The following is a 780-nucleotide window of genomic DNA, read 5'->3' as shown; positions in this document are numbered from 1 at the left end:
CCAACGCTGCTTATCCTAACTGCAGGTCTAGCTGTGGGTTACTTCACAATGGGTCAAGTCGACAGCACATGGCCAGTATGGCTAGCGGTTGTGGCAGCAATGGTGTGTTCTTTCTTCGTACAAGCGGGTGAAGGTGCAGTATTTGCGACAGTACCTCTGATTAAGCGTCGTATGACGGGTCAAATCGCAGGTATGACAGGTGCTTACGGTAACGTGGGTGCGGTAGTTTACCTAACAGTGCTTTCATTTGTTAGCTACCAAACGTTCTTCCTTGTGATTGCAGCAACGGCGGTACTTGGCTTCCTGACTCTGATGTTTATGGAAGAGCCAAATGGTCAAATTGCTGAAGTAAATGACGATGGTAGTGTGACGCTGATTAACGTATCGAGCTAACCACTCATTGAATGATATCGGGAGAAGTAACCGGGACTGCAACACTCGGTTACTTCGTTCAAAAGCTCTTGTTTATGACCAGAGCTTTTGTTCTTTCCCTCCGTTTTCAAACAATGAGCAGATAGGAGCAAGGACGTTATGACTCTTTCATTTAGCCAAAGCCAAACAGTAAACACCAACCAAGAGACATCACAAGGCATTCACCCGCAAGCGAGCAATCAACTTAGGCTCAATTTTGGTGGTTATTCACACCAAGGGGTAAGAAACGAAAATCAGGATGCGATTATCGTTAAACACCCTCAAACCCGAGCTGAGCAAGAGTTCAAAGGCAGCGTGCCCTGTATTGATGACGGCGTGAGTTGCAGTGAGCAGGGGTAAAAGGCCAGC

General features: G+C 47.1%; 2 pseudogenes. Both read left to right on the top strand.

Going from position 1 to position 780, the window contains the following annotated elements:
• A pseudogene (locus KIV40_RS29695) lies at window positions 1-393 on the top strand (MFS transporter); the annotation flags it as partial.
• Between the two features lie 138 nt (window positions 394-531).
• Window positions 532-768 (top strand): annotated as a pseudogene (locus KIV40_RS29690) (bifunctional protein-serine/threonine kinase/phosphatase); the annotation flags it as partial.
• Window positions 769-780: the final 12 nt, after the last annotated feature.

This window comes from Vibrio sp. D173a, from assembly GCF_030248475.1.
Note: the sequence above shows the minus strand (reverse complement) of the source record. Positions and strands in the feature narration are given on the sequence as shown.